This is a genomic window from Enterococcus sp. AZ077, assembly GCF_051714965.1.
Taxonomy (GTDB): Bacteria; Bacillota; Bacilli; order Lactobacillales; family Enterococcaceae; genus Enterococcus_B; species Enterococcus_B hirae.
Window position 1 is genome coordinate 2,845,001 of sequence record NZ_JBIOSX010000001.1, and the last position, 24,321, is coordinate 2,869,321.

Genomic DNA, 24,321 nt, shown 5'->3' on the forward strand with positions numbered 1-24,321 from the left:
CCAGCCGCACCTTCCGATACGGCTACCTTGTTACGACTTCACCCCAATCATCTATCCCACCTTAGGCGGCTGGCTCCAAAAGGTTACCTCACCGACTTCGGGTGTTACAAACTCTCGTGGTGTGACGGGCGGTGTGTACAAGGCCCGGGAACGTATTCACCGCGGCGTGCTGATCCGCGATTACTAGCGATTCCGGCTTCATGTAGGCGAGTTGCAGCCTACAATCCGAACTGAGAGAAGCTTTAAGAGATTAGCTTAGCCTCGCGACTTTGCGACTCGTTGTACTTCCCATTGTAGCACGTGTGTAGCCCAGGTCATAAGGGGCATGATGATTTGACGTCATCCCCACCTTCCTCCGGTTTGTCACCGGCAGTCTTGCTAGAGTGCCCAACTAAATGATGGCAACTAACAATAAGGGTTGCGCTCGTTGCGGGACTTAACCCAACATCTCACGACACGAGCTGACGACAACCATGCACCACCTGTCACTTTGCCCCCGAAGGGGAAGCTCTATCTCTAGAGTGGTCAAAGGATGTCAAGACCTGGTAAGGTTCTTCGCGTTGCTTCGAATTAAACCACATGCTCCACCGCTTGTGCGGGCCCCCGTCAATTCCTTTGAGTTTCAACCTTGCGGTCGTACTCCCCAGGCGGAGTGCTTAATGCGTTAGCTGCAGCACTGAAGGGCGGAAACCCTCCAACACTTAGCACTCATCGTTTACGGCGTGGACTACCAGGGTATCTAATCCTGTTTGCTCCCCACGCTTTCGAGCCTCAGCGTCAGTTACAGACCAGAGAGCCGCCTTCGCCACTGGTGTTCCTCCATATATCTACGCATTTCACCGCTACACATGGAATTCCACTCTCCTCTTCTGCACTCAAGTCTCCCAGTTTCCAATGACCCTCCCCGGTTGAGCCGGGGGCTTTCACATCAGACTTAAGAAACCGCCTGCGCTCGCTTTACGCCCAATAAATCCGGACAACGCTTGCCACCTACGTATTACCGCGGCTGCTGGCACGTAGTTAGCCGTGGCTTTCTGGTTAGATACCGTCAAGGGATGAACAGTTACTCTCATCCTTGTTCTTCTCTAACAACAGAGTTTTACGATCCGAAAACCTTCTTCACTCACGCGGCGTTGCTCGGTCAGACTTTCGTCCATTGCCGAAGATTCCCTACTGCTGCCTCCCGTAGGAGTTTGGGCCGTGTCTCAGTCCCAATGTGGCCGATCACCCTCTCAGGTCGGCTATGCATCGTCGCCTTGGTGAGCCGTTACCTCACCAACTAGCTAATGCACCGCGGGTCCATCCATCAGCGACACCCGAAAGCGCCTTTCAAATCAAAACCATGCGGTTTCGATTGTTATACGGTATTAGCACCTGTTTCCAAGTGTTATCCCCTTCTGATGGGCAGGTTACCCACGTGTTACTCACCCGTTCGCCACTCCTCTTTTTCCGGTGGAGCAAGCTCCGGTGGAAAAAGAAGCGTTCGACTTGCATGTATTAGGCACGCCGCCAGCGTTCGTCCTGAGCCAGGATCAAACTCTCATAAAAAGTTCGAACAATCTTACGATTGTTAAGCTCAATTGTTTGCTAGCATATTGCTTGCTTGTTAAAAATGTTTGTTGTCTTGAATCAATCAAGACGCCCTACACATTTGGTTTGTCTTTGCTTTGTTCAGTTTTCAAAGGTCTACTTGATTAAATGCTAATCAGTTGAGATTGCCGTAGCAACTTTTATATCATATCAGAGCGACGTTTGTTTGTCAACTCTTTTTTTAAAAGTTTTTTTGACTTCGTTTTTTAGAAGTGTTTCAGCAACTCATTTATCATAACTCGTCGTTTGTTATTTGTCAACAACTTTTTTGAAGTTTTTTTCGATAGAATCAAGCTTCGTAAGCTGTCGTTTTTTTACGACTCAGTTATCTTATCATGGTGCGATCCCTCTGTCAACAGTTTATTTCAACTATTTTCACTAGCGATCTTTGCTCTTTCGAACAAATAATAATATACCAACAGCAAAAATAAAAGTCAATAAGAAAAAAGCTGTTTTATCAACATTTTTAGCGTAATCGATCGTTCTAATCCTATAAGTGAAAAACGTTCGCTTTTAACCTGTTTTTCATTAATGATAGCCTTCTCAGCACTGTGATTGTTCAGTTTTCTATTAATGAGCCACTTCACTTAGCTCTTACCTTCTAAAATTTTCCTTAACAAAGTGTTGCTTTTATCTATTTAGACATTTTTTTGCTAGAATGAATAGTAAATAGTATCATTCTAACTCTGGAGGAACAATCTATGAAAATATTAATTGCTGATGATGATAAAGAAATTGTTGAATTACTAAGTATTTATGTTCACAATGAAGGATATGAAGCTGTTAAGGCTTATGATGGGAAAGAAGCATTATCAAAGATTCGAACGATACCTGATATTGAGTTATTGATTTTGGATATTATGATGCCTGAAATGGATGGCATGCAGGTCGTTAAAGAATTACGAAAGGAATCGCAAATCCCGATTATCATGTTGACAGCAAAAACAACCGATATGGATAAAATTAAAGGGCTTGTTGCTGGTGCTGATGATTATGTTACAAAACCATTTAATCCTTTAGAAGTTATGGCACGCGTAAAATCTTTGCTTCGTCGAACAAAAATGCAAATCACACCGGATCAACCGGATATATTAGAAGTAAACTCTTTGATTATTAACAAAGATTCCCATGAAGTAAAAACAATTGATGGGAAAGAGATTCAGCTCACAGCATTAGAATTTGGGATTCTATACTTATTAGCAAGTCATCCTAATCGTGTGTTCAGTGCAGATGAAATCTTTGAGCGTGTATGGAAACAAGAAAGTATTGTTTCCGCAAAAACTGTTATGGTCCATGTTAGTCATTTGAGAGATAAGATCGAAGAAGCAACTGGTGGAGAAAAAGTCATTCAAACCGTTTGGGGAGTGGGCTATAAAATTGATGCAAGATAAAAAAAGAGGAACAGAAAAACGGCGGCGAATCAATCTAACTTCTAAGGAAATCAGTGAGTTATTAGCAGAAGGTATTATCACCGTGATTCTCCTTCTACTATTAAATGTTGCGATTTTGGTTGTCCTTACTTCAATAATTAGTAGTTCCCCTTCATTGACTAATGCGATTTGGGATTCAAAAAATATTTTTGCTCAACGATTGAATAGTGATTTATTTTGGAACGGCCGAAATTTTCTGATTCCCCTTTTCTTTCTTTTAGATATCGGCGTATTATACTGGCGGTTGATCCGTCGCTACCGACAAATGCAACTACGTCATATTATTAGCGAGCTTCACTATATCGCTAATGGTAATTATGACCATCGAATCCCTTTTGAATTAACAGGTGATCTTAGTCGTGTAGTAACAAGCATTAATGGTTTAGTCGATAGTACAGTAGCTGCGATCGAAGATGAACGGAAAATTGAAAAATCAAAAGATGAATTGATTACTAATGTGAGTCACGATATCCGTACCCCTTTAACCTCTATTATTGGTTACTTAGGATTAATCGAAGATGGCCAGTATCAAACAAAAGAGGATCTTTTGAAGTATACCCATACAGCTTATATCAAAGCAAAACAAATGAAATTACTAGTGGATGATCTTTTTGAGTATACTAAAGTCAGACAACCAGCTGTTCCGGTCAATTTTTCGGCTTTTGATCTGATCCAGCTAATTGAACAACTAGCTGCTGATTTTGAATTAGAAGCCTCAAAAAAGCATATCCAAATCCTTGTATCATCACAGGTTCCATCATTAACTATGGATGGGGACACTGAAAAACTAGTTCGTGTCTTTAATAATTTACTGACGAATGCTTTAAAATACGGCAAAGGCGCTACAAAAATTGTCATTGAAGTCGAAAAAGTTGGCTCAGAAGTCGTTGCGACAGTAAAAAACAATGGAGCTATGATTCCTCGAGAATCAATTGATAATCTTTTTGACCGCTTTTACCGAGTAGAAGAGTCTCGTTCACAAGAAACCGGTGGGACAGGTTTAGGTTTAGCCATTGCTCAAAGTATCGTTGCTTTACATGGTGGTTATATTTATGCTAAATCTGATAAACACTGGACTTCATTCATCATGCATCTTCCAATAAAAAGAAATGAAAAATTACCAATCAAAAGTCAGGAACATATTGACGAAAATTAAAATATCCGATATTCTTATTACAATCATTTCTATATATCATATCTATATAGCACAGAACCCAGTACATTTTATTTTTTTCAAGAGAGCTGATGGATGGTGTAAATCAGCAAAAAATAAGTTGGAAGTTCCAGTTCTTTGATGTGTACCTTTCGAAATAAGAAAGGTCGGCAAAACAGCCGTTATCTGTTAACAAGAGCAGCATATTTATATGTTGAACTCGGGTGGTACCGCGAATGTTAGACCGATTCGTCCCAAGATAATTGAGGGATGGATTGGTCTTTTTTTTATTATATTTAAGGAGGAATTGCAATGTTAGATGTAAAAATGATGCGTCAAAATTTTGATTATGTTCAAGAAAAATTAATGACTCGTGGGGTCAAAAAAGAAACCTTAGCTGAATTTATGGAATTAGATGAAAGTCGTCGAAAATTACTTGTTAAAACGGAAGAATTAAAAAAATATCGTAATGATGTTTCAGCAGAAATTGCGCAATTAAAACGGAACAAAGAAGATGCAACAGCTAAAATCAATGAAATGAAAGAAGTTGGGGGCAACATTAAAGCCCTTGATGAAGAAGTAGCGCAAGTAGATGAAAAGTTACATCAAATTGCGACTACCTTACCAAATTTACCAGATGATTCTGTACCTGTTGGAAAAGACGAAGAGGACAACGTGGAAGTTCGTCGTTGGAACACGCCTCGTAATTTTTCATTTGAACCGAAACCACATTGGGAAATCGCTGAAAACTTAGGTATCTTAGACTTTGAAAGAGGGGCAAAAGTTTCTGGAAGTCGTTTTGTTTACTATAAAGGATTAGGCGCTCGCTTAGAACGTGCCGTTTATAACTTTATGCTAGATCAACACATCTATGAACATGACTATACAGAAATGATTACTCCTTATATCGTAAATAGTCGGGCTATGTTCGGAACTGGGCAATTTCCTAAGTTTAAAGAAGATGTTTTCCAATTAGAAGATACAGATTTGACATTGATCCCAACAGCGGAAGTTCCATTAACAAACTATTACAACGATGAGATCTTAGATGGACAAGATTTACCGATTTATTTCACTGCTCTTAGTCCCGCATTTCGTTCGGAAGCAGGGAGTGCCGGCCGTGATACTCGAGGATTGATTCGTTTACACCAATTTAACAAAGTAGAAATGGTCAAATTCTCTGATGCAGAACATTCTTATGATGAGCTAGAAAAAATGACAGCCGATGCTGAAGATATTCTACAAAAATTACATTTACCTTACCGTGTAGTAGCATTATCTACTGGAGATATGGGCTTCTCTGCTGCCAAAACATATGACTTAGAAGTATGGATCCCTGCACAAGAAACATATCGTGAAATCAGCTCATGTTCAAACTGTGAAGATTTCCAAGCACGACGCGCAATGATTCGTTACCGTGATGCAGACGGAAAAATCCACTATGCTCATACACTGAATGGTTCAGGACTTGCAGTCGGCCGAACTGTCGCAGCGATCCTTGAAAACTACCAAAATGAAGATGGATCAGTGACTGTTCCAGAAGTATTAGTTCCTTACATGGGAAATTTAAAAGTGATAAAGTAGACCACCTTGTCTTATTTATATAAAGAGGTCATGAAATAAGCGGTCAGCTCCTCGCTTATTGTTGAGGAGTTGCTTCTTGAACGCCGTTTATTCGTTTTTAGAGATACTAGAAGAGCCTGAGACAAGTTTTGTCCCAGGCTCACTAATCTTAATATGTTTATTTTCTTTTTAAAAAGGACTATTGCCCCACTCTCTTCTTGTTCAGAAGTTCTGTAATTTACCGGCTTTTTTATAATTTTCTTATAATTATAGAGGTATTATGCCCACCAAAGCCAAAACCATTTGAAAGAATAATATTTGCTTGATGATGAATTTTATTATTGGGAATATAATTCAAATCACAATCTTCATCGGGTTCTGTCAGGTTAATAGTTGGTGGTAAAATATTATACTCCATCGCTTTCAAGCTAATCACTGCTTCAATGCCTCCTGCTGCACCTAATAGATGTCCTGTTGAGGACTTTGTAGAGCTAATCAATAATTGTTCAGCATGCTTTCCAAAAACCTTTTTGATTGCTCGACTTTCACTAATATCTCCAACTTTAGTACCTGTTGCATGCGCATTTATATAATCAATTTCATTTGCACTAATTTTCCCCATTTCAAGTGCTTTTTGGATGGCACGACTGGCTCCTTCTGAATGAGGTGTAGTCATATGATAAGCATCTGAAGTCATCCCGTATCCGATAATTTCACCTAAAATTTTCGCTCCGCGTGATCTTGCATGTTCGAATTCTTCTAAAAAAACGATCCCAGCTCCTTCCGACATGACAAAGCCATCCCTATTTTTGTCAAAAGGTTTCGAAGCTAAATTCGGTTGCTCATTCCTCGTAGATAAAGCTTGCATTTGGTTGTACCCAGCAAAAGCAATAGGTACAATCGAAGCTTCTGCTCCACCTGCAAGTATTGCTTCACTTAGCCCATATTTAATTCTAAGAAATGCTTCTCCTATCGCTTGATTTCCCGAAGCACAAGCTGAAATAGGACACAAAGTCACATCTTTAAATCCAGTCTTAATTGATACGAAACCTCCCGCTATATTGCCTATTGACTTAGGAACTACTAAAGGAGAAACACGATTACTTCCTTTCTTTTCCATAATGTTTTGATTTTCAATTAAAGAGTGAATACCACCTATTCCTGTACCAATCATAACGCCACATTTTTCCAAATCAAAATCCTTATGATCAAAACTCGCTTCAGATAGCGCTTGCATAGAACTGATTACTGAAAAATGAGTGAAACGATCTGTTCTCTTGATCTCTTTTTGATTAAGATACTGGTCAATCGCATAATCAGAAATAACTCCACCAATCCTTGTTTCTAAATTACTAAATTCCTCTGCTTCTATCTTTTTTATCCCAGAAATACCATTACTCACATTTGTCCATAACTCTTCTGCATTTTTTCCAGAAGAAGAGATAGTTCCCCTTCCAGTTATAACTACTCTTTTTATCATCTTATAAACTCCTTACTATCATAAAATAACAAAATATAAATATAACTCAGATATATTCTAACATATTAAAAAATCTTAACTACATAGTAATTTAACTAAAAAAAACAAAAATTTGTTATTAAAACATAATTTTTTTAATAAATTTATCGTAAAAAATACTTATTAGCTCCTTAACCGCTCAACTTCACAGTGGTTTAAATTTATACAACAGCAGCTTAGTGGTCACTCTTATTTGGATATTGAGCAAAAACAACATAGTCAGACGAAAAAAAGTCATCAATCTTAAAATTTAGAAAAACAAATTTTAAGATTGACGACTTTTTTACTTTAAAAACAATGCTCTAAGTATTCTACTTATTTCGAATATTCACTTGACTCCTAAAGCGGAATATGTTGAGTCTTTTTCCCTTAATTGATTAAGATTCTACTGAATAGTTAGGTGCTTCTTTTGTGATTTGGACATCATGTGGATGGGATTCTTTCAACCCATTGCCACTCATTTGGATGAATTGTGCTTCGTCACGCAATTGTTTCAAGTTGCCTGCCCCAACATAACCCATACCAGATTTTAATCCACCGATCATTTGGAAGATAATATCCGCAACGCTTCCTTTGTAGGCCACACGTCCTTCGATTCCTTCTGGTACTAATTTATTCGCTTCATTGACGCTACCTTGGAAATAACGATCTTTTGAACCTTTTTCCATTGCGCCCAATGAACCCATACCACGATAAGTTTTAAAACGTCGTCCTTGGAAAATCTCAAATTCACCTGGAGATTCATCTGTACCGGCCAACATACTACCTAACATGACGGCATGTCCTCCAGCAGCTAATGCTTTGACGATATCACCTGAATATTTGATTCCGCCATCAGCAATAATTGCTTTGCCATATTGTCGTGCGACAGAAGCAGCATCATAAATCGCTGTTAATTGTGGTACACCTACACCGGCAACCACACGTGTTGTACAAATTGATCCTGGTCCGATACCGACTTTTACGACATCCACACCCGCATCATATAATGCTTTTGTTGCTTCCGCTGTCGCTACGTTACCGGCAATCAAAGTAGCATCTTTAAAGGTAGAACGAATTTCTTGGATTTTACGAATCACTCCAGCGCTATGACCATGTGCTGTATCAATAACGATCGCATCTGCTCCTGCTTCCAACAAGGCACCTGCACGCTCAAATGTATCACTTGTAACACCGACAGCAGCAGCTACAAGTAGACGTCCATGTTCATCTTTGGCAGCGTTGGGAAATTCAATCACTTTTTCAATATCTTTGATTGTGATCAATCCACTTAAACAACCATCGTTGTCAACGATAGGTAATTTTTCAATTTTATGTTTTTGCAATATTTTTTCTGCGTCTTTTAGAGAAGTACCGACTGGGGCTGTTACTAAGTTTTCTTTGGTCATCACATCATTGATTTCCATATGATAATCAGTTACAAAGCGCATGTCACGGTTCGTAATAATACCAACAAGTTTTCTGTTTTCTAAAGTCTCAACGATCGGTACACCGCTAATTCGATATTTGCTCATCAATTCTTCTGCATCTGCTACAAGATGTTGCGGTGTTAAGAAAAATGGATCAATGATCACACCACTTTCAGAACGTTTGACTTTGCGCACTTCGTCTGCTTGTTGACTAATTGTCATATTTTTATGAATAACACCTAATCCACCTTGTCTAGCCATCGCAATAGCCATCTTACTATCAGTTACAGTGTCCATACTTGCACTGATGATCGGGATATTCAACTTAATATTTTTTGCTAATTGTACACTCATATCCACTTCGTTTGGTAACACGTGACTTTCTGCTGGTATCAGTAAGACATCATCGAAAGTAAACCCTTTTTTCGTGAACTTTGTTTCCCAGTTGGACATTTTTAGTACCACTCCTCTAGTTTTTAGTTTATCTATTAAAATAATCGATTTTTTCTATTAAGTCAACCGTCTTCCCATAATCCGGACTGTTTCTAAGAATATCCTTATTATAAGCGCTTCCATCACAAGCCATATATGGTTAATAACGAGAAACTCTTTTAAGAGAAGCTACTGATTAAATTTACCAAGTTTCTCAAATCTTTGTTCTTTCTGTTTTAACCATTTCTCCATAAAAAATGAGAGACCACTATTCAAAACAAACAACTGTTTCAAATAATGATCCCTCATCATTGATATACATCGAATCGTTCTTTAACGAATTATCTTCTAGGTACAGATAAACTTCCAACAATTCCATATTTTTTCTTCATGTAATAACGCAAAGCTAGTGCAGCAGCCCCAATAATGATGATAACTACTGGATCTAACAACGGATTCAGTACTGGAGGAAGAAGTGTGGTAGCGGAAAAGGCAACCACCCAGACCAATGTAGTTCCAGTTAAGATCAACAATGTTTTACCCATACCTGGTTTTTTACTACGATCTGCTCCCGGGTACTCATATTGATAAATGTATTTATACATCAGGTAAAATACCCAACCACCAACAGCTGATCCAAAGACCAAAGTTGTGATTCCATAAGCTGGCGTTGTTCCACGTGAAAACAATCCGGTAATAGCAATCATGATACTCAACAAACCTAATAACAGGAATGTATTGTCTAGCCACATCAATAGTGGTTTAGAATTTACCTTTGCTTCAACTGGTTTGTTGATAATTGCTTCAGTTCTTTCAGAGACAGTTCCAAATAATTGTCTGGCTGTTTTTCCACCTTTTTGTTCAGACACTAAGGTTGGAAGGATGTCATGAAGTGCTTTTACCTTTTCCTCTTCGGATAGATTAGCTGCTTCTAAAGATTTTTTTAAGTCAAAAATATATTGTTGGTTTCTTTTAGTTAATTTTTCTTCTAATTGATTGTTTTCTTTTACAATTTCACGTAATTGTTCTGATTCCATGATCTAAATAGTCCTCCTTAGCCGCTACTTTAACGGTTGTCACAAAAGACATTCTAACATACTATACGTATCGTTTGATAGCCCTTTTATACATTAAAACGGAATAACATAACGTCGCCATCTTGGACTACATAGTCTTTACCTTCTAGACGAACACGGCCAGCTTCTTTGGCAGCATGCATATTTCCATAATGATCTAGATCTTCAAAAGAAACAGTTTCCGCACGGATAAATCCACGCTCAAAGTCTGAATGGATAATCCCAGCTGCTTGAGGTGCTTTGATGCCTTTTTTAAATGTCCAAGCCCGAACTTCTTGTTCTCCTGCTGTAAAGTACGTAGCTAATCCTAGCAAATCATAAGCTGCACGAATTAATTGATCTAATCCAGACTCTTCAATTCCTAAAGCTTCTAAGAATTCTGCTTTATCTTCTTCGTCTAGTTCAGCAATTTCTTCCTCTGCACGTGCGCTGACTACGATAACTTCTGCATTTTCTTCGGCAGCAAAATTACGTACAGCTTGAACGTAGTGATTCGTATCGCTATCTGCTACTTCATCTTCTGCAACGTTTGCTACATATAAGATTGGTTTGGTAGTCAATAAAAACAATGATTTAACGATTTTTTGTTCTTCGTCCGTAAATTCGATAGAGCGAGCTGAACGTCCTTCTTCTAAGACTGGCTTGATTTTATCTAAAACAGCTAATTCAGCAACTGCATCTTTGTCTTTCGTTTTTGCGATTTTTGCTACTCGAGTATAGCGTTTAGTGATCGATTCCAGATCTGCCAATACTAATTCTAGATTGATCGTATCAATATCCGCTAATGGGTCAACTCGTCCTTCAACATGTGTGATGTTGTCATCATCGAAACAACGGACCACATGACAAATCGCATCAACTTGGCGGATATGACTTAGAAATTGATTTCCCAAGCCTTCCCCTTTACTTGCACCTTTAACGATTCCTGCAATATCCGTAAATTCAAATGTTGTTGGCACGGTTTTTTTAGGATGAACAAGTTCAGTTAAGCGTTGTAAACGCCAATCGGGAACTTCTACCATTCCTACATTCGGATCAATGGTTGCAAAAGGATAGTTCGCTGCTTCTGCTCCAGCTTTGGTGATTGCGTTAAATAAAGTTGATTTACCGACATTGGGTAATCCAACAATTCCAGCAGTTAATGCCATAGATTTATTCACTCTTTCTCTGCATTTTTTTCAAGTACTTTTTTTAATTTTTTCTCAAATTCTCGACGAGTCATCATAACGATGTGCCCGCAATTGACGCATTTGATTTTGATGTCCGCTCCCATGCGGATGATTTCCCAACGGTTGGTCTGACAAGCATGAGGTTTTTTCATTTCAACAATATCATGTAAGTCGTACATAAAAGTCCCCTCCTTTAGTCATTTCTCTTAAGAACGGTTCCCACGTCTTTTTTGATATTCATATAGTGATCGTAAAAATTAAGGTTGATTGGTCTGAATTGAACGCTTCTTTCCTATTACTTATTCTTCATCGAATTGAATATTAAGGATATCAAGGATTCTTGTCAAATCATTTTGCGAAAGGTACTCAATTTCAATCTTTCCTTTACCGTCTTTTTCTTGGATAGCAACACTTGTACCAAACTTATCCATCAAGCGGTCTTCACTTTCACGTATATAATAAGGCTTTTCTTTTGCTAATCGAGGGATTTTCTTTTTTTCTTTCCCATCGTTTTGATTTAATTGCGAAACAATTTGTTCCAACTGACGAACCGTTAGATTTTCCATAACTGCTCGATTCGCTAATTTTAGAATCAAACTTTTGTTTTTTAGACCTAATAAGGTACGAGCTTGTCCCATCGATAATCGTTGATCTTGGACCATTTCCTTCACTAAATCAGGTAACGTTAACAGACGGAGATAGTTTGCGATATATGGACGACTTTTACCTAAGCGTTTCGCCACTTCTGCTTGCGTAAGTTTAAGATTTTTCATCAGCATATCATAGGCTTCAGCTTCTTCTAATGGATTCAAGTCTTCACGTTGCAAGTTTTCCAAAACAGCGACTTGCATCATTGCTTCTTCATCAAAGTCACGAACAATTGCAGGGATGGTCGCTTTTTCTGCTAACTTAGAAGCTCGGAAACGACGTTCACCAGCAATGATTTCATATCCTTTTACTGCCGAACGACGGACGATAATCGGTTGAAACACGCCTGATTGCTCAATGGAGTTTGCCAATTCTTGAAGCGAGACTTCTTCAAATGTTTTACGTGGTTGATAAGGGTTAGGGCGTAATTCGTTTAGTGGTAATTGCACAACTGTTTCATCTTCAACATCCACAGTTTCTAAATTCTCTAAATCTTGAAATAACGCATCGATCCCTCGTCCTAATCCTTTACTTTTCTTCACGGTTAACCACTTCCTTTGCCAATGCTTGGTAAACTTCAGCTCCTCTAGAACGTGGATCATAATCAATGATCGGCATTCCATGACTTGGCGCTTCTGAAAGACGAATATTTCTTGGAATAATCGTTTCATAGACCTTCTCACGGAAATACTTTCGGACTTCTTCCACGACTTCATTTCCTAAGTTCGTACGTGCATCATACATTGTAAGTAAGACGCCTTCAATCTCCAATTCTGGATTGAAATGCTTTTGAACTAAACGAACTGTATTGAGTAATTGACTCAATCCTTCCAATGCATAATATTCACATTGCACTGGGATCAGAATAGAATCGCTGGCTGTAAATGAATTAATAGTCAAATGACCTAATGAAGGTGGGCAATCAATCAGAATATAATCATATTGATCGTTCACTTCGGCTAAAGAACCTTTCAAGCGAGACTCTCTGGCCATCATTGAAGTTAATTCGATTTCTGCTCCTGCTAATTGAAGAGTGGCAGGCACAATACTCAAATTTTCATGTTCGGTAACAAGAGTTGCTTCGGCAATCGGTAGCTCATTGACTAAGACATCATAAATATCTTGAGTAACATCTGGTTTTCGAATACCGACACCACTTGTGGCATTGCCTTGTGCATCCATATCCACTAACAAGACTCTTTTACCAAGACTAGCTAAGCAAGCACCTAAGTTAACAGTGGTCGTCGTTTTACCTACGCCACCTTTTTGGTTTGCAACAGATATTATTTGTGCCATCTCTTCTCCTCCTACTTGATTGGTTGCTTATTTGGCATACCAGGTTTTCTTGGGTATTTTTTCGGGGTGACTTTCTTCTTTTGGATTACCAAAATATGTCGCTTGTCAGATATTTTCGGTAATTCTATCGCATCTTCTTTGATAAACTTTCCCCCTAAGATTGCGATCGCATGCTTGGCTTCTATTAGTTCTTCTTCGCTTTTTGCGGCTTTCAGCGCATAAAAGTATCCTTCTTGTTTCACTAGAGGCAAACATAGTTCTGCTAAAACATTCAATCTTGCTACAGCGCGAGCAGTCACTAAGTCAAATGAAGCTCGGAATTGAGGATTTTGACCAAATGTCTCGGCACGATCGTGATGAAGTGCCGCTGTGATACCAAGTTCTTTTGTTAATTCCGTTAAGAAGTTGATTCGTTTATTCAGTGAATCAACGATCGTGATCTGTAAGTTAGGAAACGCAATTTTCAGTGGGATACTCGGAAAACCTGCGCCTGAACCTACGTCGCAAAGTGAAAGAGGCTGAGAAAAGTCCACCTCAAAAGCTAACGTTAATGAATCATAGAAATGCTTCAAATAAACGTCATTTTTTTCCGTGATGGCTGTTAAATTCATTTTTTCGTTCCACTCAACTAACCACTGATAGTAACGTTCAAATTGACTCATTTGTTGATCAGATAAATGGATGTCTTTATCTGCCAATGCTTGACGAAATTCTTCTGGTGTCATAATTAATCCTTTCATTGTGAAACAGCAATTGTTTCACGAAATCTCTTTTTACTTTAACGCAAAATGAATCGAGTTGCAATCTTTCTACCGGTAAATTTATAGGAGGTTTTAAAAAATTAAAAAGGAAGCACTAGGAAGTACACATCCTTCTATATGTAAGTAATTAAAAAAAAAATAAATGCCTTAACTAGGTTATCTCTAATTTTTAACGCTAGTTGATTTTTTATTCAAATTTAAACAAAAAATGAACACATATCAAATGTATGGGTTGAAAAAATCAGCTCGTCTTTGATCCTCACTTCAAAAACGAACTGGCTTTTTTTTGTATATACTTTTATTTATTATTTTGTCTCTAATTTTCTCCGCACAACATTGAGATAGTGCTGTAACCCAACGGTCATGACCCATGCAGCACCTAAACCAATAAAACTTCCGATAACGATTCCCAAAAAGCGATATTCGATCAAGGATATCAAGTAGGCCCCACGAATTAGTGTCGATAACATCAGTGCCATCGGATTAAGAAAAATGTTGGCAACCGCATAATTTCTAGCAACCAAAAATTGTGAGATACCGTAAAGAAAAGTGATCAGAAAAATCGTTTGTAACTGAGTAAATGGTACAAAGGATAAAACAGCCGACACACATAAGCCCCCCATGGAACCAATCAAATATTGTACTTGCCGATGTTTCATTGCATCCAAATTCTCAGCTAAAAGAATAGAAGCACAAGAAAGAGTTAACCAGTAAGGATTGTGCAACTGCAATCCGTGACTAATATAGACGGAAAGAAATAAAGCAACACTGTAGAAAACAGAATCAATAATCACTAACGGTTCTTCTTGGAATCTCTCTTTTAAAGAGATTTGTTCAATGGCTTGTTCTGGACGTGAATCAAGTAACTTGGTGATAACTGCAGCGATCAATGAAAACATGACCCCCATGAAAAAATAAAGAGAAACCATTGGCAAATGATCAATCGGTAACTGCATACTTGTTCCCATCGCCGAAAGCATCGCAAAAAATAAGCCACCTGGTTTTGAAATATGGAACAACCGCAAAATAAACCGGCTGGCAAAAGCCACTACAGCTACAGCAAAAGGTTCCAACCATAAAACATAGGTTGATAACATTCCTAATACAAAGGCAAATAAAAGTCCACAACCAATGAAAAACATGCGCTTAATTAAATGTTTCATGGGTATATTTTGATAATAGAAAAAAGTAAAGATCCCTAATGAAGAAAAACTTGAAATCAAGAAATTCTGGTTTATGTATCCTAACCATAGTACGATAAAAATCAATAGCATAAGGTTCATGATACGAAATGGGTTATCTTGAATCTTATTAAAACGAAAATAAGTTTTGAACAACCAATCGCTCCTTTCTTCTATCTTTATTTAGATGTTGAGGCTCCAATGTTTCGCTCTCGTTTCTATCAACATCATTTAGTATAACAACAATTTCTTTATTTTTCATAAAAAATTAAGTGGGGGTTGAGACAAAAGTGTTTAACATCGAGAAAGAAGAAAGAATTTCCAGAAATTGACAGAAAACACAAACACTAGTTTTTGCTGTTGATTGTTACCTACTTGATACTTCTCAAATTTTTGGCTCAATCTATAAATAGGAGGGACTCGAGACTTACGAGGTAATTTCCCATCAATTCTAGCTCAACCTATCCAATTGAATTGTGTCCTGAAAAAAGTAGATTTACGCCATCAAAAAATGGACAAAAAGCAAAATACTTCCTATCCATTGATGGTGCTAAGATTTCTCTTTACTGGTATCGTTGCTAAAAAGACGAAAAAACTATCTTCTAGAGATTCCAACAGGAGTATCTAGCTCTAAGAAATAAGCCGGAGAATCCAAAAATAGTTCCTCCTATTTTTGGAAATCTTCGGCTAATTTTCCAATGGAGCTACTTCTGGAACACCGTGAATCAGAGGTTTTCCACTTTCGCAATCTTCCCTTGTTCGATGTAGACCATCAAAATACTTAGATCAGCGGGGTTTACACCACTGATACGGCTAGCTTGAGCAATGGTTTCTGGTTGGATTTTTTGTAGTTTTTGTTTTGCTTCTGTAGCCAATCCATTAATTGCTGCGTAGTCGATATTTTCTGGTATTTTTTTGGCTTCCATTCGTTTTAATTTTTCTACTTTTTCAAGTGCTTTTTTAATGTATCCTTCGTACTTGATCTGAATTTCAACTTGTTCAATTTCTTTCGCTGTCAATGCTTCATTTTCCGGAATAAACAACATTAAATCGCTGTAGCTAATTTCAGGTCGCTTCAAAAAGTCACTCGCTAAAACCCCGTCTTTTAATGGCGCAGCATTGATAGTTGCCAAAAATGCTTGGACTTCTTCTGTCGGTTTGATCCGGACAGTCATCAAACGTTTAATTTCTGCTTCAACAGCAGCTTTCTTTTTCAGATAAGCTTGGTATTGGTCTTCTTTGACTAAACCTACTTGGTGTCCCATCTCCGTCAAACGTAGATCTGCATTGTCATGACGCAATAATAAACGATATTCAGCACGTGAAGTGAGCAAGCGATAAGGTTCATTGGTTCCTTTAGTCACTAGGTCATCAATCATAACACCAATATAACCGTCACTGCGTTTGATGATCAAAGGCTCTTTTCCTTGGACTTTGAGCGCTGCATTGATTCCAGCAATCAGCCCTTGGCCCGCTGCTTCTTCATAACCACTAGTCCCATTCGTTTGACCTGCAGTATAAAGGTTTTCGATGACTTTCGTTTCGAGCGTTGGACGTAATTGATGGGGTTCGACAACGTCATATTCGATCGCATATCCCGTACGCATCATTTCAACGTTTTCCAGTCCTGCGATAGAGTGTAGCATATCCACTTGGACATCTTCTGGTAATGAAGTCGATAATCCTTGAACGTATACTTCTTCCGTATGCAAGCCTTCTGGTTCTAAAAACAATTGATGTCTTGGTTTATCTGCAAAACGTACGATCTTATCTTCAATCGATGGACAATAGCGAGCGCCCACACCTTCAACGATTCCAGTAAACATCGGTGCACGATGCAAGTTATCACGTATGATTTTATGAGTCGTTTCACCGGTATAAGTCAACCAGCAAGATTCTTGTTCTAAGTTGTACGCACTATCTGGCGTGCTAAAACTAAAATGATTTGGTTCTTTATCGCCAGGTTGCTCTTCAGTCACTGAATAATCAATCGTACTTGATTTAACCCGAGGAGGTGTTCCTGTTTTGAAACGATCAATCGCAAAACCTAATTCTTTTAGATTATTAGCTAATCCAACAGAAGGCTGTGAATTATTTGGTCCAGATGAATACTTCAATTCTCCAATGATGATCTCGCCTCGTAAAGCTGTACCAGCAGTAATAACAACAGCTTTTGCTTGGTAGCAAGCGCCAGTTGATGTCACCACACCTCGACAAACACCCTCTTCGACGATTAATTCTTCGACGATTCCTTGACGCAACGTCAAATTAGGTTCTTTTTCTATTGTGTGCTTCATTTCTGCGGAATAAGCATGCTTGTCTGCTTGCGCTCTTAAAGCACGCACAGCAGGCCCTTTTCCTGTGTTTAACATTCTCATTTGAATGTACGTTTTATCGATATTTTTACCCATTTCGCCACCAAGAGCATCGATTTCTCTCACTACGACACCTTTTGCTGGTCCTCCGACTGAAGGGTTACATGGCATGAACGCTACCATGTCTAGGTTGATAGTTAGTAATAACGTTTTTGAGCCCATTCTGGCTGCAGCCAACGCTGCTTCTGAACCAGCATGTCCTGCCCCTACAACGATGACGTCATAAGTATCTGCTTGATAATGATTCAAGTACATTTCCTCCTTTTATTTTCCTAAACAGAATTGACTGAATAATTGAGTGATTAATTCATCTTGTACACTGTCTCCAACGACTTCCCCTAAGTAGTCCCAACAGCGTGTCATATCGATTTGAACAAGATCTACAGGCATCCCTGCTTCAATCCCAGCAACTACTTCTGCTAATGAAATTGATGCTTTTTCAAGTAGAGCAATATGTCTGGTATTTGATACATACGTAGCATCTCTTTCACCGGTTTGCCCACCAAAGAATAAGTCAGCGATAGCTGTTTCTAATTGATCTAAACCATCATTTTTAGCCACAGAAACGGCAAACACCGGTTCATCTTCTAACCACTGATCAAGTTCTTCTTTTTCTAACTTTTGCGGCAAATCTGTTTTATTTAAAAGTACAATCCGTTTCAAACCCTTAGTGGCTTCTAAAAGCTGCTCGTCTTCTCTGGTCAGTGGCTCACTTTGATTCAAAACCAATAAAATCAAATCCGATTCAGATAATGCTTTTCGACTTCTTTCTACACCGATCTGTTCCACGAGATCTTCTGTTTCGCGGATTCCAGCTGTATCAATTAATTTCAATGGTACACCACGAACGTTCACGTATTCTTCAATGACATCTCGTGTCGTTCCAGCAATATCTGTTACAATTGCTTTTTCTTCTCGCAATAAGTGATTCAACAAGCTTGATTTTCCGACATTTGGACGACCAATGATAGCTGTACTTAATCCTTCACGCAAGACTTTTCCTTGTTTCGATGTAGCAAGTAAAGCTTGGATCCTTTGTTGGATCATCGTCGCTTTTTCAAGCAATAATCGTGTAGTCAATTCTTCCACATCATCGTATTCAGGATAATCGATATTGACTTCTACTTGTGCTAATGTTTCTAAGATCTCTTGTCTTAATGAACGAATCAACGAAGAAAGATTGCCATCTAATTGATTTAAAGCTAAGCCCATTGCTTTGTCCGTTTTCGCCCGAATTAAATCCATCACGGCTTCTGCTTGAGAAAGATCTACACGACCATTTAAGAAAGCTCTTTTTGTAAATTCTCCAGGTTCAGCTAGTCTTGCTCCTTCTCGTAATAGCAGTTGTAAAATTTGATTTACGACTACGATCCCACCATGACAATTGATTTCAACGACATCTTCACGAGTAAATGTTTTAGGTGCTAACATAACAGAAACCATCACTTCATCAATGATCTGTTCATTCTTCGGATCAGTAATATGCCCATAATGAATCGTATGACTAGGTACTTCCAATAAGCTTTTCTTGCCACAACGATAGACTTTATCTGCTAACGCTACCGCTTGGTCTCCACTAAGTCGAACAATACTGATTGCTCCTTCTCCTGGTGGGGTAGAAATTGCAGCAATCGTATCAAATTCTAAAGTAATTTCAGCCATTTTTTCACTCCCTTTTTAATTTTACGCACAAAAAAAGTGCCCACTTCACCCTTTACAATAAATGGTGAACTTCGCACTTTGACTGCTTGTCCATGATTAAATTCTGAACATAGGTTATCATATTTAGTTACAAGACACAAGTATTGAAAATAGAGAACTCTGACAACTTCTGCTTTTTTACAATATCGTAAAAATTTTTTTCATTTATACATTCATTCTGATTTGAGGATATTGTACATTCTTTTTATTTCATCCTTTGTATCGTCGCGATCCTTTTCACGACTATTCAACATAAAAAATAGCCATTCAAAACAAATCGCTATCTCATCTCAGTTCTACAAAAAAACACACGAAGGCTAACCTCCATGTGCTTTTTCTATCAAAGTAAGACTACTTAAGCATCGTATACTCCGATAAGAATGATTTCTAATAAAATATACTTTGTTTAAAAAAGTTTGTCAATGTGATTCCTAAAAAGAACCACGCATATCAACCATTAAATTTTGTTTTTCTCAATATAACTGATCTTCTATGTATGATTGAATGAATTTTCAACTATAGGATAAAAAGACATTTATTTTATCCCTATTCAGGAGGGTTTACCTCTATCTTTCCATTCCAGAGCTTAATCTTTCCAATCCAGAGTTTGGTCTTTCTGTTTTTTTCTTTTTTGAAACTTTTTTATTTATAGTATTAATTCTTTTCTTAGCTTCAGGACTAGATTTTGATTCATTTTTATTTACAGCAGCAACTTTTCTCAGGTATTCTTCACCCGTTTTTCTATTATGTAACTCGTTTTTAACATCTTCCTGATTTATAAGAAACTGGTTTGTAAGCACGTCTCCAACTTTTTCTCCAGCTTCATTTACAACATCTATTAACAACTCTTTTTTTACTATTTTCATTCTTGGCGTCTCTTGCGCCAATTCTTTTTTATTTTTAAGAAAAAACGCGTAATTCTGATCAAGTAAATCACTATAACTCTGGTTCTTGACCTCATCTTTAGCAACTTTTAGCAGCATTTCATCCATACCCTCAATTTGTTTACATTGATCATACTCTTTGTCTTTAATAATTGCCTTAGTTTTATAACCTAGTGTATATTTGAATGCTAATCCTATATTTTTTACGATACATGCCCCTGTCATTTGTGACCTTGCAACATAATTTTCAAACTTACATTCTGATGCATGATGATGAAGCTCTTTTAACGGAAATTCTGTTGTCTTATGAAAAAACAAATTATATTTATCTTGAAAAAAGCTTCCAAAGCTCACACCTTCTTTTCGGGACAAACTGAAAAAATCTCGCCATTTGGGAGCAAATCTTCCTATACGAACAGCTTTTGAAATGGCTTCTATGTTTTCTTTTGATTCTTCAAACTCATATACATAGATTGATTTTAATTGTTTGGTATCCAGATCTACCCACAATTTTTCTACTTCTGCGAAACTCTCTACAAATTCTGCTTTATCCTGCTTACTAACGCCTTTCCAAATGTTTAATTTCTCTTTATCGGAAAAATCATTCCAGTCTTCCCATTGATAAAACGACGCTATTTTATTTAAATGCTCAAGAGAAATTTTTCCATCAACATTTGGCGCTTCATTAGGTACAAGTTGACCTCCTTTATTACAAACGCGCACTTTAATTTTATCGTCTTCTTTTTGAATAAGCAGGCTGACACTATGACTATCGTCTATTCCTCGGTTATACACGATTGGTATAACTAAAAAACTATCCGGATCATTATTTACTAAGTCTTTCATGCATGGCTTAAAATATTTGTTATCATAACTACATCCTATACTACCGTTTAAAGAGTTTATTAAGTTCTTTCGTTCTCTACCATTTTCTGTAAACTGTTCAGGATTTTTTTCAACTACCTTTTTATACAAATACATATACTCTATAAGGTTATCATATTTTACTCCAACCTTATTATCCAGCATATTGGAAGTCCAATTCCATTTTTGATTAAAGACATGCGACATTTCTGCAATATACTTTTGTTCATTTTTTACATATTTTTCACGAGCTTTTTCGATATCTTTTATCATTTTTTTTCTTTTTTTCTCTTCCATTTTTCCCTTCCTTTCCCCCCAGTCGTATTCACAGTAACATAGATTATTTTGGAGAAAGAAACTTTTTTTTAGAAAACAGAGAAAAAAAGATTTCTTGCAAAACACAACAAAAATAAAGTAGCGAAAAAGGAATCAGTTTACTTTTTCGCTACTTCATTGATTTAAACTTCTCTTATTTATCAAGCATTATTTCATTAACAAGCATTTGTTAATGAAGCAAACTCTTTTAGTGTTTATAATCGTTTTTTTACAGGTTCTACTACTAGATAACGATAAGGCTCGTCTCCTTCAGAATGAGTTTTCACATATTCATTCTTGCTTAATGCCGCATGGATTTGTTTTCTCTCAAATGCCGGCATTGGTTCTAAGAAGACTGGTTGACCGGATTTAATTGCTTTTTCGGCAGTACGATCTGCTAAGCGTTGAATGATTTCTTGTCTTTTTTCACGATAATTACCAACGTTTACTACTACAGATAGTTTATTTTTAGCAATACGGTGAATGAAAACTTGTGCTAAATACTGTAAAGCATTTAATGTTTTGCCGTGTTTGCCAATTAAAATCCCTTGTTTTTGTGTATCTAATTGAAAAACGACGGTATTTGCTTCGCGGGTCATTTTTACTAAAGCTGGCGCATCTAATTGCTTGGTAATATCCGTGAGATAGACTGCTAATTCCGTTAAAGCTGCTTCATCGCCTAATTCACTGGTTTCTACTTCTTCTGGTTGGTCTTCTGTGAAGACTTCAATGGTTTCAGTTTCTTCTATCGTTTTTTCTAAAGGTTCTTCTAAAACTTCTTCTACCGTTTCTTCAATTGCTTCTGAAACAGTTTCACTAATTGAAGGTTCGATCTTAAGACGAGCATTCTTACGCCCGATCCCCAGAAATCCTTTCTTACCTTCATCTAGTATCTCAATTTCAACTTGCTCTTTATCCAATCCTAAATCGTTTAAACCAAGTTGGATTGCTTCATCAATTGTCGCAGCTTCATAAATCGGCATTAGCATTCCCTCCCTTATTTTTTACGTTTTTTCTTCGGACTCATGGCTTTTTTCAACGCACGTTCTTTTTCACGAATACGTTGAGCTTCTTCTTCTCGCTCTTTTCTAATCTTAAATGGATTATTGATTAGTAATGTTTGAACGACTTGGAAAGCATTAGATATTACCCAATATAATGAAAGACCACTTGCTAAGTTGACCCCCATAACTAAGATCATCACAGGCATCACAAAATTCATGATCTTCATTGATGCATTTGATTCAATTTGACTCATGCTACTTAGATACGTACTTGCAAAAGTAAATACCGCAGCAAGGATCGGTAAAATAAAGGTTGGATCTGCTGTTCCTAGATTTAACCATAAAAAGTTTCCTTGTTTTAATTCAGGCACACGTGAAATCGATTGCCATAACGCCATCAAAATCGGCATCTGTACTAACAACGGTAAACAACCAGCATATGGGTTCACATTATTTTCCGCATATAAACGTTGTTGCGCTTCACGTAACTTACTTTGTGTCTCAGGATCTTTTGAACTATATTCTTGTTGTAGTGCTTTTAATTTTGGTTGAAGTTCTTGGGTTTTTCGCATACTCTTGGTTTGAAAATGCATCAACGGCATCAAGATCACACGAATGATCAAAGTGAATAAAATAATCCCAATCCCTGCATTTCCAAATGACAATGCCTTGATCGCTTCTGCAAAATAATAAACGATGTAGCGATCCCAAATTCCTGTGCTTTGTGCACTTACTTCTCCAGTTCCACAACCGGATAAGACAACGACTAGACTGATAATGCCTGCCATCAAAAGTAAACGTTTGTATTTCTTCACTTACTCTTTTCCTCTCTATCGATTATTTTTGCAAGTTTTAAGACATGGACTAGATTGGAACGAATCTCATCGTAAGTTAGTCCCTTGACACTTGGTCTTGCAATCACGATAAAATCCAATTCCGGATCGATCTGTTCTTTTACAGAATAGACCGTCGCACGAATCTTACGTTTTACCTCATTGCGACATACTGCATTGCCCACTTTTTTACCTACTGAAAGCCCGACACGAAAATGTGGCTGGTCTTTTTTTTCTAAGCGGTAAACGACAAATTTACGATTAGCAAATGACGTTCCTGTATGGAATACGTTTTGAAACTCTCGTTCTTTTTTGACTCGATACGCTTTTCTCATTCGTTTTCTTTCCTTTTCTATCTTTCACTTACGTCCATAATCATAACATATTTCTCTTTATTCTTTCAGCTTTTCCCTAAAAAAGGGCATAAAAAAAACCACTGAAACCCCAGTGGCTTAAGCTGAAAGAACTTTTCTTCCTTTACGGCGACGGCTTGCTAAAACACGACGGCCATTTTTAGTACTCATACGTTTACGGAATCCGTGAACTTTTTGACGTTTACGTTTATTTGGTTGGTATGTTCTTTTCATGTATTCCACCTCCAAAATTTCTTATCTACTGTTAAAACACAGACATACTTTGATAGTATAACGACAATCAAGGTAATTTGTCAATATAAAATGAAAGGAAACTTCTGGATTTATGCATTCTATTTTTCCACAGTTTAGTTTTTTTTCGTGTGATTCGTTTGTGGAAAAAGTTATACACAAGATTTATCCACAATTATTTTTTAGGGTTTTTTACACAGAATAAACACCTGTAAAAAAAGTAATCCACAAACAGTCATTTATCTGTGAATTGAATGCTTAACTCCTTGATAAACAAAGATTTTTTATCCACAACCTACCTGGGATTTCTGTCTTTAAAACACACTTATCCACCTGTTGATTAGTGATGTGGATAAGTATTTTTCCTCGTTGTGATTTTTTTGTTTTTTTCTCTCTTAATTTTGTGGATAATCTCAAATAAAAAATTTTTTCTGCTCTTTCTGTGGAAAACTATATGAAAAAATGATAAATTAGTACTAGTTATTCACTTTTTAATGAAGGAGGAAGCCTTAT

At 37.4% G+C, this 24,321-nt stretch carries 19 protein-coding genes, 1 rRNA gene and 1 other annotated feature (1 of these 21 running past the window's edge); of the genes, 3 read left to right on the forward strand and 17 right to left on the reverse strand.

All coding sequences use genetic code 11. From position 1 onward, the window contains the following. A 16S ribosomal RNA gene (locus tag IGL28_RS13190) occupies positions 1-1,548 on the reverse strand; it reaches 12 nt to the left of the window's first position. Positions 1,549-2,291: 743 nt separating this feature from the next. Between IGL28_RS13190 and IGL28_RS13195 the strand changes: the two genes are divergently transcribed. The 3 genes from IGL28_RS13195 (at position 2,292) to serS (ending at position 5,757) form a co-directional block, all read left to right on the forward strand. Next, positions 2,292-2,981: a response regulator transcription factor gene (locus IGL28_RS13195; protein WP_010736768.1), complete on the forward strand. Its 690-nt coding sequence runs from the start codon at positions 2,292-2,294 to the stop codon at positions 2,979-2,981. Then, positions 2,968-4,176 carry a sensor histidine kinase gene (locus IGL28_RS13200; RefSeq protein WP_025480278.1) on the forward strand — a complete coding sequence of 403 codons (1,209 nt, stop codon included), beginning with the start codon at positions 2,968-2,970 and terminating at the stop codon, positions 4,174-4,176. The genes IGL28_RS13195 and IGL28_RS13200 overlap by 14 nt, the downstream gene beginning before the upstream one ends. 44 nt (positions 4,177-4,220) lie before the next feature. Beyond that, positions 4,221-4,433 (forward strand) — a binding site (T-box leader). Between the two features lie 52 nt (positions 4,434-4,485). Beyond that, positions 4,486-5,757: a serine--tRNA ligase gene (gene serS, locus IGL28_RS13205; protein WP_010736769.1), complete on the forward strand. Its 1,272-nt coding sequence runs from the start codon at positions 4,486-4,488 to the stop codon at positions 5,755-5,757. 229 nt (positions 5,758-5,986) lie between these two features. Here serS and fabF read toward each other — a convergent pair whose 3' ends face one another. From fabF to rpmH, 16 genes are all read right to left on the reverse strand, one after another. Further along, on the reverse strand, positions 5,987-7,216 hold the full coding sequence (gene fabF / locus IGL28_RS13210) for a beta-ketoacyl-ACP synthase II (protein ID WP_094940640.1): 1,230 nt from the start codon (positions 7,214-7,216) through the stop codon (positions 5,987-5,989). Positions 7,217-7,632: 416 nt separating this feature from the next. Next, positions 7,633-9,117: an IMP dehydrogenase gene (gene guaB, locus IGL28_RS13215; protein WP_010720519.1), complete on the reverse strand. Its 1,485-nt coding sequence runs from the start codon at positions 9,115-9,117 to the stop codon at positions 7,633-7,635. A 320-nt stretch (positions 9,118-9,437) separates the two neighbouring features. Beyond that, the gene (locus IGL28_RS13220; RefSeq protein ID WP_010720518.1) at positions 9,438-10,133 is read right to left on the reverse strand and encodes a DUF1129 domain-containing protein; all 696 of its coding nucleotides are present in this window, start codon (positions 10,131-10,133) and stop codon (positions 9,438-9,440) included. Positions 10,134-10,219: 86 nt separating this feature from the next. After that, complete coding sequence (gene ychF / locus IGL28_RS13225) at positions 10,220-11,320, reverse strand: redox-regulated ATPase YchF (protein ID WP_010720517.1); 1,101 nt, start codon at positions 11,318-11,320, stop codon at positions 10,220-10,222. Between the two features lie 8 nt (positions 11,321-11,328). Beyond that, the gene (locus tag IGL28_RS13230; RefSeq protein WP_010720516.1) at positions 11,329-11,520 is read right to left on the reverse strand and encodes a DUF951 domain-containing protein; all 192 of its coding nucleotides are present in this window, start codon (positions 11,518-11,520) and stop codon (positions 11,329-11,331) included. Positions 11,521-11,640: 120 nt separating this feature from the next. After that, entirely contained in the window at positions 11,641-12,531 is an 891-nt protein-coding gene (locus IGL28_RS13235) for a ParB/RepB/Spo0J family partition protein (protein ID WP_010720515.1), read from the reverse strand. Further along, complete coding sequence (locus IGL28_RS13240; RefSeq protein WP_010736770.1) at positions 12,518-13,285, reverse strand: ParA family protein; 768 nt, start codon at positions 13,283-13,285, stop codon at positions 12,518-12,520. The genes IGL28_RS13235 and IGL28_RS13240 overlap by 14 nt, the downstream gene beginning before the upstream one ends. 11 nt (positions 13,286-13,296) lie before the next feature. Continuing rightward, a complete protein-coding gene (rsmG, locus tag IGL28_RS13245; protein WP_010720513.1) occupies positions 13,297-14,010 on the reverse strand; it encodes a 16S rRNA (guanine(527)-N(7))-methyltransferase RsmG in 714 nt (237 codons plus the stop codon). A gap of 341 nt (positions 14,011-14,351) precedes the next feature. After that, positions 14,352-15,383, reverse strand: coding sequence for an FUSC family protein (locus IGL28_RS13250; RefSeq protein WP_010736771.1), 1,032 nt, complete (start codon positions 15,381-15,383; stop codon positions 14,352-14,354). Positions 15,384-15,952: 569 nt separating this feature from the next. Further along, positions 15,953-17,851, reverse strand: a complete 1,899-nt coding sequence (gene mnmG / locus IGL28_RS13255) for a tRNA uridine-5-carboxymethylaminomethyl(34) synthesis enzyme MnmG (protein WP_081128396.1) — start codon at positions 17,849-17,851, stop codon at positions 15,953-15,955. 15 nt (positions 17,852-17,866) lie between these two features. Continuing rightward, the gene (gene mnmE / locus IGL28_RS13260; RefSeq protein ID WP_063627679.1) at positions 17,867-19,264 is read right to left on the reverse strand and encodes a tRNA uridine-5-carboxymethylaminomethyl(34) synthesis GTPase MnmE; all 1,398 of its coding nucleotides are present in this window, start codon (positions 19,262-19,264) and stop codon (positions 17,867-17,869) included. 605 nt (positions 19,265-19,869) lie between these two features. Further along, positions 19,870-21,348, reverse strand: a complete 1,479-nt coding sequence (locus IGL28_RS13265) for a hypothetical protein (protein ID WP_081128395.1) — start codon at positions 21,346-21,348, stop codon at positions 19,870-19,872. Between the two features lie 233 nt (positions 21,349-21,581). Beyond that, the gene (gene jag / locus IGL28_RS13270; RefSeq protein ID WP_053766571.1) at positions 21,582-22,349 is read right to left on the reverse strand and encodes an RNA-binding cell elongation regulator Jag/EloR; all 768 of its coding nucleotides are present in this window, start codon (positions 22,347-22,349) and stop codon (positions 21,582-21,584) included. 14 nt (positions 22,350-22,363) lie between these two features. Continuing rightward, on the reverse strand, positions 22,364-23,185 hold the full coding sequence (locus IGL28_RS13275; RefSeq protein ID WP_010720506.1) for a YidC/Oxa1 family membrane protein insertase: 822 nt from the start codon (positions 23,183-23,185) through the stop codon (positions 22,364-22,366). Then, the gene (rnpA, locus tag IGL28_RS13280; protein ID WP_081128393.1) at positions 23,182-23,538 is read right to left on the reverse strand and encodes a ribonuclease P protein component; all 357 of its coding nucleotides are present in this window, start codon (positions 23,536-23,538) and stop codon (positions 23,182-23,184) included. The genes IGL28_RS13275 and rnpA overlap by 4 nt, the downstream gene beginning before the upstream one ends. A gap of 117 nt (positions 23,539-23,655) precedes the next feature. Continuing rightward, positions 23,656-23,790: a 50S ribosomal protein L34 gene (gene rpmH, locus IGL28_RS13285; protein WP_002293121.1), complete on the reverse strand. Its 135-nt coding sequence runs from the start codon at positions 23,788-23,790 to the stop codon at positions 23,656-23,658. Positions 23,791-24,321 lie beyond the last annotated feature (531 nt).

Bases quoted from the DNA above. Each gene is read 5' to 3' on its own strand.
- IGL28_RS13195 (WP_010736768.1), top strand. From the start codon at position 2,292: ATGAAAATATTAATTGCTGATGATGATAAAGAAATTGTTGAATTACTA.
- serS (WP_010736769.1), top strand. From the start codon at position 4,486: ATGTTAGATGTAAAAATGATGCGTCAAAATTTTGATTATGTTCAAGAA.
- fabF (WP_094940640.1), bottom strand. From the start codon at position 7,216: ATGATAAAAAGAGTAGTTATAACTGGAAGGGGAACTATCTCTTCTTCT.
- guaB (WP_010720519.1), bottom strand. From the start codon at position 9,117: ATGTCCAACTGGGAAACAAAGTTCACGAAAAAAGGGTTTACTTTCGAT.
- IGL28_RS13220 (WP_010720518.1), bottom strand. From the start codon at position 10,133: ATGGAATCAGAACAATTACGTGAAATTGTAAAAGAAAACAATCAATTA.
- ychF (WP_010720517.1), bottom strand. From the start codon at position 11,320: ATGGCATTAACTGCTGGAATTGTTGGATTACCCAATGTCGGTAAATCA.
- IGL28_RS13230 (WP_010720516.1), bottom strand. From the start codon at position 11,520: ATGTACGACTTACATGATATTGTTGAAATGAAAAAACCTCATGCTTGT.
- IGL28_RS13240 (WP_010736770.1), bottom strand. From the start codon at position 13,285: ATGGCACAAATAATATCTGTTGCAAACCAAAAAGGTGGCGTAGGTAAA.
- rsmG (WP_010720513.1), bottom strand. From the start codon at position 14,010: ATGACACCAGAAGAATTTCGTCAAGCATTGGCAGATAAAGACATCCAT.
- mnmE (WP_063627679.1), bottom strand. From the start codon at position 19,264: ATGGCTGAAATTACTTTAGAATTTGATACGATTGCTGCAATTTCTACC.
- IGL28_RS13265 (WP_081128395.1), bottom strand. From the start codon at position 21,348: ATGGAAGAGAAAAAAAGAAAAAAAATGATAAAAGATATCGAAAAAGCT.
- jag (WP_053766571.1), bottom strand. From the start codon at position 22,349: ATGCCGATTTATGAAGCTGCGACAATTGATGAAGCAATCCAACTTGGT.
- rnpA (WP_081128393.1), bottom strand. From the start codon at position 23,538: ATGAGAAAAGCGTATCGAGTCAAAAAAGAACGAGAGTTTCAAAACGTA.
- rpmH (WP_002293121.1), bottom strand. From the start codon at position 23,790: ATGAAAAGAACATACCAACCAAATAAACGTAAACGTCAAAAAGTTCAC.